The 7,204-nt window shown below is 74.9% G+C and carries 6 protein-coding genes; 3 read left to right on the top strand and 3 right to left on the bottom strand.

What is annotated here, in order from left to right:
• On the bottom strand, window positions 1–845 hold an 845-nt coding region (locus tag ACWENR_RS28625), incomplete at its 3' end, for a hypothetical protein (protein WP_452280061.1).
• A gap of 336 nt (window positions 846–1,181) precedes the next feature.
• A complete protein-coding gene (locus ACWENR_RS28620; RefSeq protein WP_452280060.1) occupies window positions 1,182–3,563 on the bottom strand; it encodes an acylase in 2,382 nt (793 codons plus the stop codon).
• 177 nt (window positions 3,564–3,740) lie between these two features.
• On the opposite strand from ACWENR_RS28620, the gene ACWENR_RS28615 reads away from it, so the two are divergent.
• Complete coding sequence (locus ACWENR_RS28615; protein WP_452280059.1) at window positions 3,741–5,270, top strand: gluconokinase; 1,530 nt, start codon at window positions 3,741–3,743, stop codon at window positions 5,268–5,270.
• Between the two features lie 138 nt (window positions 5,271–5,408).
• On the opposite strand, the gene ACWENR_RS28610 is transcribed toward ACWENR_RS28615, so the two are convergent.
• Window positions 5,409–6,005 (bottom strand): TetR/AcrR family transcriptional regulator, encoded by a 597-nt coding sequence (locus tag ACWENR_RS28610; RefSeq protein WP_452280058.1) that lies wholly within the window; start codon window positions 6,003–6,005, stop codon window positions 5,409–5,411.
• An 84-nt stretch (window positions 6,006–6,089) separates the two neighbouring features.
• On the opposite strand from ACWENR_RS28610, the gene ACWENR_RS28605 reads away from it, so the two are divergent.
• Both ACWENR_RS28605 and ACWENR_RS28600 read left to right on the top strand, forming a co-directional pair.
• On the top strand, window positions 6,090–6,965 hold the full coding sequence (locus tag ACWENR_RS28605) for an alpha/beta fold hydrolase (RefSeq protein ID WP_452280057.1): 876 nt from the start codon (window positions 6,090–6,092) through the stop codon (window positions 6,963–6,965).
• A 2-nt stretch (window positions 6,966–6,967) separates the two neighbouring features.
• The coding region (locus tag ACWENR_RS28600; protein WP_452280056.1) for a hypothetical protein at window positions 6,968–7,204 on the top strand (237 nt) is incomplete at its 3' end.

Below are 7,204 nucleotides of genomic sequence, written 5' to 3'. Positions count from 1 at the left end.
TCCGCAAGGGTGACCACGTCTCCTGGGCCAGTCACAGCGGCCGGGCGTACGGCGACGGCGACCTCGGAGCCGGTCGGGTCGCCCGGGTCGGTGTCGAGCAGCGCGGCGGGCACCAGCAGGGCGATGCCGGCGGCGACGGCCACGGTGCGCCGGCCGCCGGGCACGAGGGCGAAGGGGCGGGCCTGGCCGGGGGTGGCGATCACCGGCCGGAACGGCTTGAGCTGCGCGTGCTCGGCGATCGCCTCGTCGAGCTGGTCGAGCACCGCGCCGCGCTGCTCGATGGCGTCGGCGAAGGCCAGGGTCAGCTTGAACCGGAAGTCGGCGGCCACGTCCACGGGGAGCATCAGCCCGGAGGTGCGCCGCCGGTCCAGCACCTGCATCAGGGTGACCGGCGCGTGCGGGTCGTGCGCCAGGCCGGTCATCCTCCCGTACGCCCAGTCGCGCCGGCCGCGCCCGCCGAGCAGCACCAGCCGGCGGTTGGTGATCACCGCCATGCCGGCGTCGGCGACGCGGGTCCCGTCGGGCCGGCGGGAGCGCAGCGGGGCGGACTCCGGGGCGAGCGTCAGGTCCGGCGCGGGCAGCACGGTGGTGTGCCGGACCTCCACCAGTTGCGCGGCCGGCAGCACCCAGAAGACCACCTCGTCGGGCGCCAGCTCCAGGGGCAGCCCCGCGCCCGCGGCGGCCGAGCCCTGGAACTCCTCGGCGAGGGTACGCAGCCGGCGCAGCTCGTCGTCGCGTCGTCGCCAGGCCTTCTCGGCGCTGCGGAACACTCGCCGCCGCCGTTCGTTCTGCCGGTGCGCCCACCGGTACCGCCACGTGGAACCCGTCGAATCAGTCCTTGCCATGCCGACTCCTTCGCCGCGCAGGCCACCAACCGGGGTGTCACAGTCCTCAACGGTGACAACGGTCGGCGGGGACACGACGCAACGGGGCAAAATGGCCGATCAGCGGACCAAATCGGACGATAGGCGGGTGTCGCCGGGCCGGCCCGTACCCGTCGGGCGTGTCGCCCGCGCGGGCCAGGCCGCGACGCGGCCCGCATCGGCGCCGATCGGGCGGGGGCGACGCGCCGCCGGCGCGGATCGGTCGGGACGCCACGCGCCGCCGGATCCGACCGGGGGGCGGTGCGGCGGCGCGCGGGCCCGGGTCGGGTGCCCGGCCGGCGCGCGGCGATGTGCGGGTCAGTGGCGGTGGCGGCCCTCCCCCACCCGGTAGGTGCGCAGGTTCGGGTCGGCCTTGATCTGCGCCTCCGTGTACTTGATCGTGTCCCAGCCCTTGCCGGAGTAGAGCCGGGTCTGGTCGGCGTACCAGGGGGAGTTCGGGTTGCTCGACTGCGAGTAGGTGAGGATCTGCCGCCCCGACGGGCCGTCGCGGCCCAGCTCGATCGCCATCACGAACGACGAGCCGTGCACCACCTTCGGGTAGCCGACGCCGGGCGCCAGCGGGCCGATGATCATGTTGAACACGCCGGCCTCGGCGCGTCCGCCGTGGATCGGGATGCGCCGCTCGCCCCGTGGCTCGGTCTGGATGTCGCCCAGCCGGGCGTCGAGCGGGATGCCGGCGAGCCGGCGCACCGCGTCGGCGAGCGCCGTGCGGACGCGGGGGTCGGCGATGTTCAGCCGGCTCGGGGTGCCCACCGGGTCACCGGCGTCGAACGCGTCGGCGAAGCGGATGCCGCCGGACAGGGCGAACTCGGTGAACAGGTGCGCGCCCCGGCTGTCGAGGTCGACGCGCAGGTCCCAGCCCTTCAGCGCCGCGCAGGCCTCGCGCAGGTCGACGGTCGTCCCGTCCGAGGCGGTCGCGGTGGGGTGCGCGGTGCAGACCGCCACGAGGTCGTCGCGGACCAGCTCGCCGCCGTACGCGCGGTTGCCGAAGACGGTCTGCCAGAGCCGGGCCGTGGTGAACTTCCGCCCCGGCAGCCCGTCGGTGCCGGCGAGCCGCTCCCGCACCTGCTCCACGCCGAGCCGGGTGCGCAGGCTGCGCTCGGTGCGCTCGTTGCCGATGATGCGCGGGTAGCCCTCCAGCGGCGCCTCCGGGTTGGCCAGCCAGTGGCTGTCGTTGGAGTTGGTCACGTAGTCGGCCCGGAACCGGATCGGCAGCTTCGCCGGGCCGAGGATGCCGGGCACCGCCGCGTCGGGGTCCCGGCCGAGCGCGCACGCCGACCGGGAGCCGTCGAGGACGGCCTGGCCGCTGGTGGCGTAGAGCGGCTGGAACGGCGCGGGGATGCAGGCGGCGGCCAGCTCGTCGGTGACCCGGGGCACCACCGAGTGGTCGGCGTACAGGGCCTCGCCGCGCGAGTCGGAGGCGATCACGTTGACCCAGGGCAGGAACTGGCGCCGGTCGAGGACCTGCTTCAGCTCGCGGACCGTCTTCGCCCGGCCCATCTCCAGCCAGCCGTCGAACGCGCGGTTGTTGGTGGCGTTGACGTCGGTGATCGCGTACGCGGCGGTGGCGGTCCAGTCGAACGTGCCGGGGACCACGACCACCGGGCCGAAGTGGGTGTCGTGGAAGGTGCGGCTGACCGGCACGGTCGTGCCGCCCGGCCCGGGCACCTGGACGGTGACGGTGCGGGTGGTCATCTTCCGCGCCCGGCCGTCCACGTAGTACGAGGTGGGGTCGCCGGGGACCAGCGCCAGGCGGTGCCAGACGAAGCGGCGGGCGGTCGAGACGGTGTGGCTCCAGGCGAGGGTGCGGTTGTGCCCGATCTCGATGATCGGGTCGCCGACCAGCGCCGCGCCCTCCACGTCGTAGCGGCCCGGCACCTTCAGGTGCATCCGGTAGAAGCGCTCCGCGCCCTCCCACGGGAAGTGCGGGTTGGCCAGCAGCATCCCGCCGCCGTGCGTGGTCGCCTGCGCGCCCAGCCCGTACGCGTTGCTGCCCACTCCGGCGGGCGCGCCGTCGCGGGCGGCGACCACCGCCGCGGCGCCCGGCGCGTCCAGTACGGCGGCCGGGCCGCTGGCCGTCGGCGGCGCGGCGGCGACGATCCCGTCGAGCACCGCCCGCGAGCCCGCCCGGACCATGCTGGCCCAGCTCGCGCGCCACAGGTCGATCTCGGTCAGCGGGCGCACCCACGGCTTGCCCCGGCAGGCCGGGTCGGTGAGGTTCGCCGCGCCGGTGCGGCGCAGGTAGTTGTTGTAGCCGGCGACGAAGCCGCGGATCTGGTCGCGGACCTCGTTCGACGGGGAGCGCACGCCGTCGCGGGGCCCCTGGAGCAGCCGCTCGGCGGTGCCGTCGTCGATCGCCTTGCGGTGGAACAGGTCGCTGCGCACGTTGGCGTCGGTCGGGCCGGTCGCGCCGAAGAAGCGGGACCGCTCCGCGCTGACCGTGACGATCTTCTCCGCGATGACGCAGATGTTGTCCTCGGCCTGGGCGTAGCCGACGCCGAAGCCGAGGGAGGCGAAGTCGCGGGCGGTGATGTGCGGGACGCCGTACGACGCCCGCCGGATCTCCGCCGAGTAGCCGCCGTCGCGGTGCTGCGCGGCGGCCGGCGGGACGCCGGCGACCACCGTGGTCACGACCGTGGCGAGTGCGGTGACCACCGCGCCGGTCGGCTTGAGTCTCATCTCGGTTCTTCCCTCCCCGTCCCGGTGAACGTGCAGAACATTCACGCTGATGGGCATTCTCGTGCCGGGTCGGGGCGCCGGGGAAGACCCGACCGGGAAACGGGTTGTTCCCCCTACGGGCCGCCCGGATGGTCGGTAACGTCGGCGGCACCCGGGGCCAGCGAGGGGGTGGGGCCGGTGGGCGACCCGCTCCGCGCCGTCGTGGTCGGCGTCGACATCGGCACCACCAGCACCAAGGCCGTCGCGTACGACACCGGCGGCAACCAGCTCGTGCACCACTCGGTCGGCTACCCGCTCGACGAGCCCCACCCCGGCTACGCCGAGCAGGATCCGCAGCTCATCCACGCGGCGGTGCTGGAGTCGGTCCGTACGGTGGTGACGGAGCTGGGCCGGCGGGTCGACGCGCTGGCGTTCAGCACCGCGATGCACAGCCTGATCGGGCTGGACGCCGACGGCACCCCGCTCACGCCGTCGGTCACCTGGGCCGACTCGCGGGCCAGCCGGCAGGCCGAGCGGCTGCGCGGGGTCCCGTCCGGCCTCGCCCTGCACCACCGCACCGGCACCCCGGTCCACCCGATGGCGCCGCTGCCCAAGCTGCTCTGGTTCGCCGAGCAGGAGCCGCAGCTCTTCGGGCGGGTCGCCTACTGGGTGGGCATCAAGGACTGGATCCTGCTGCGGCTCTGCGACGCGCTGGTGACCGACCACTCGGTCGCCTCGGCGACCGGCCTGCTGGACATCCACCGGCTCGCCTGGGATCCCGAGGCGCTCGGCATCGCCGGGATCACCGAGGAGCAGCTGCCCGAGCTGGTGCCCACCACCACCGTGCTGCCCGGCCTCACCGCCGAGGCGGCGGCGGCGACCGGGCTGCCGGCACAGACGAAGGTGGTCGTCGGCGCGGGCGACGGCCCGCTGGCCAACCTCGGGCTCGGCGCGGTCGCCCCGGGCGTGATGGCCTGCTCGATCGGCACCAGCGCCGCGATGCGGGTGATGGTGGAACGCCCCGGCGTCGACCCGCTCGGCGGGGTGTTCTGCTATGCGCTGACCGAGCGGCGTTGGGTCGTCGGCGGCGCGATCAACAACGGCGGCGTCGTGCTGGACTGGGCCGGCGAGGCGCTCGCCCCGGAGCTGGGCGAGGACGCCGAGGAGGCGCTGCTGGCCCTGGCCGCCGAGGCGCCGGTCGGCTCCGGCGGCCTGATCATGCTGCCGTACCTGCTCAACGAGCGGGCGCCACACTGGAGCGCGCTGCCGCGCGGCGCGTACGTGGGGTTGACCCACGCGCACCGCCGCGCGCACCTGGTGCGGGCCGGGCTGGAGGGGGTCTGCCAGCAGTTGGCGCTGGTGCTGGCCTCGGTGCGGGCCGCCGGCAACGAGGTCCGCGAGATCCGGGCCAGCGGCGGGTTCGCCCGCAGCCCGCTGTGGCGGCAGATGCTCGCCGACGTGCTCGGCACGCCGGTGCGCTTCCCCACCGGCCGCGAGGGCTCCAGCTTCGGGGCGGCGCTGCTCGGCATGGAGGCGCTGGGGCTGGTCCCCTCGATCGAGGTCGCCGCCGATCTGGTGCACATCGGGGAGACGGCCCGCCCCGAGCCGGCCGCCGCCGCCACGTACGCCGCCCTGCTGCCGCTCTTCGCCGAGCTGTACGGCGCGCTGGTCCCCACGTTCACCTCGCTGCGCCGGCTCGCCCCGGGACTGCCGCCGGGACCGGCGTAGCCCCCGCCCGGACGGGTGACGCCGCCGGGCGCCGCACCCGAGCCTCCCGCCGGCCCTGAACCGGGTGCGGGCGCGAGGAAGCCGACCCGAAGCGCTCGTCCGCCTGGCGGGGCGCTGTGCGCGTACCGCCGGGGGTCGTCACGTTGTCGGCGCAGCCGGCGGCTCCGGGGTGCCCGCCGGGGTGGCGTCCGCGTCGAGCAGGCGGCCGGCGGCGGCGCGGGCCTCGCGGGCGGCCTCGACGTCGCCGGTGATGGCGGCGGTGACCATCGCGCCGTTGGCCAGCAGGGCGAGCTGCGCGGCGAGCGCCGGCGGCCGGCCGGCCGCCGCGACGAGCGCCGCGAGGTGGTCGGCGAATGCCCGCTTGTGGGTACGCACGATGTCGACCACGTTGGCCGAGGTGCCGCCCAGCTCGGCGAACGAGTTGATGAAGGCGCACCCCCGGTAGTCGGGCTCGCCGAACCAGTCGTGCAGGTAGTCGAAGACCGCCAGGACGCGCTCCGTCGGGGTCGGCCGCGCCGAGGTGTACGCCGCCAGCGCGTCGCGGACGGCCCGGTCGCGGCGGCGCAGCACCGCCTCCACCAGGTGCTCCTTGGAGGGGAAGAGCTGGTAGGTGCGCTTGAGCGAGACGCCGGAGGCGGCCCGGATCGCGTCCATCCCGACGGCCTGGATGCCGCGCTCGTAGAAGAGCGTGTCGGCCGCGTCGAGCAGCCGCGCCTCGGCGGTGGTGTGGTCCATGTCAAAGCCCCTTGCCTGGAGAACCCTCGTTCTCCTACGGTATCAACCAGCCGGAGAACGCTCGTTCTCTCGATACCCAGGAGCATGCCCGTGTCCCCGTTCGCCACCCGTCACCACGTGGTCCCCGTCGCCGGCCAGCAGGTCTTCTACCGGGAGGCCGGCGACCCGTCCCGCCCGACCCTGGTGCTGCTGCACGGCTTCCCCACCAGCTCGCACATGTTCCGGAACCTGATCCCGACGCTCGCCGACGAATACCACCTCGTCGCCCCCGACCACGTCGGCTTCGGCAACTCCTCCGCCCCGCCGGTCGGCGGGTTCGACTACAGCTTCGAGCGGCTCACCGAGATCACCCTCGGCCTGCTCGACACCCTCGGCATCGACCGCTTCGCGCTCTACGTGCACGACTACGGCGCCCCGATCGGCCTGCGCATCGCCAGCCGGCACCCGGAGCGGGTAACCGCGCTGGTCACCCAGAGCGGAAACGCCTACACCGAGGGCTTCACCCCGTTCTGGGAGGTGCTCTTCGCGCACGCCAAGGACCGGGCGACCCACGAGCCGGAGGTCCGCAAGCTGCTGGAGGTCGAGGCCACCCGCTGGCAGTACACGCACGGCGTGCCGGCGGACCGGCTGGACCGCGTCGCCCCCGAGACCTGGCGCCTCGACCAGGCGGGCCTCGACCGGCCGGGCAACAAGGAAATCCAGCTCCAGCTCTTCTGGGACTACCAGTTCAACCTCGACGTCTACCCCGACTTCCAGCGCTACTTCCGCGAGCACCGGCCGCCGACCCTGGTCACCTGGGGCCGCCACGACGAGATCTTCGGGGCCGCCGGCGCCGAGGCGTACGCCCGGGACCTGCCCGACGCCGAGATCCACCTGCTGGACACCGGCCACTTCGCGCTGGAGACCCACGGCGACGAGATCGCCGGGCTGATCCGCGACTTCCTGCGCCGGGTCGGCTAGGCATGGCCGCGACCACCCTCGGCCCGCCGGCGCTCGACCGGCGGGCCGCCCGGGCCGGCGCGCTCGTCGCCGGTGCGGTGCTGCTCGGCGCAATGGGCCTGCTGGCCACCATCGAGGCGCTGACCGGGCGGGACGTGTTCGCCCTGCCCTTCGTCGCCTCGGCGGCCGTGGTCGCCATGGCCCCCCGGGCGCCGCTGGCCCGGCCGGCGGCGGTGCTGCCGGGCTACGCGGCCAGCGCC

Source organism: Micromonospora sp. NPDC004336 (assembly GCF_053602615.1).
This window is presented reverse-complemented; position numbering and strand designations above follow the sequence as displayed.

Bases quoted from the DNA above. Each gene is read 5' to 3' on its own strand.
- ACWENR_RS28605 (WP_452280057.1), top strand. From the start codon at position 6,090: ATGCCCGTGTCCCCGTTCGCCACCCGTCACCACGTGGTCCCCGTCGCC.
- ACWENR_RS28610 (WP_452280058.1), bottom strand. From the start codon at position 6,005: ATGGACCACACCACCGCCGAGGCGCGGCTGCTCGACGCGGCCGACACG.
- ACWENR_RS28620 (WP_452280060.1), bottom strand. From the start codon at position 3,563: ATGAGACTCAAGCCGACCGGCGCGGTGGTCACCGCACTCGCCACGGTC.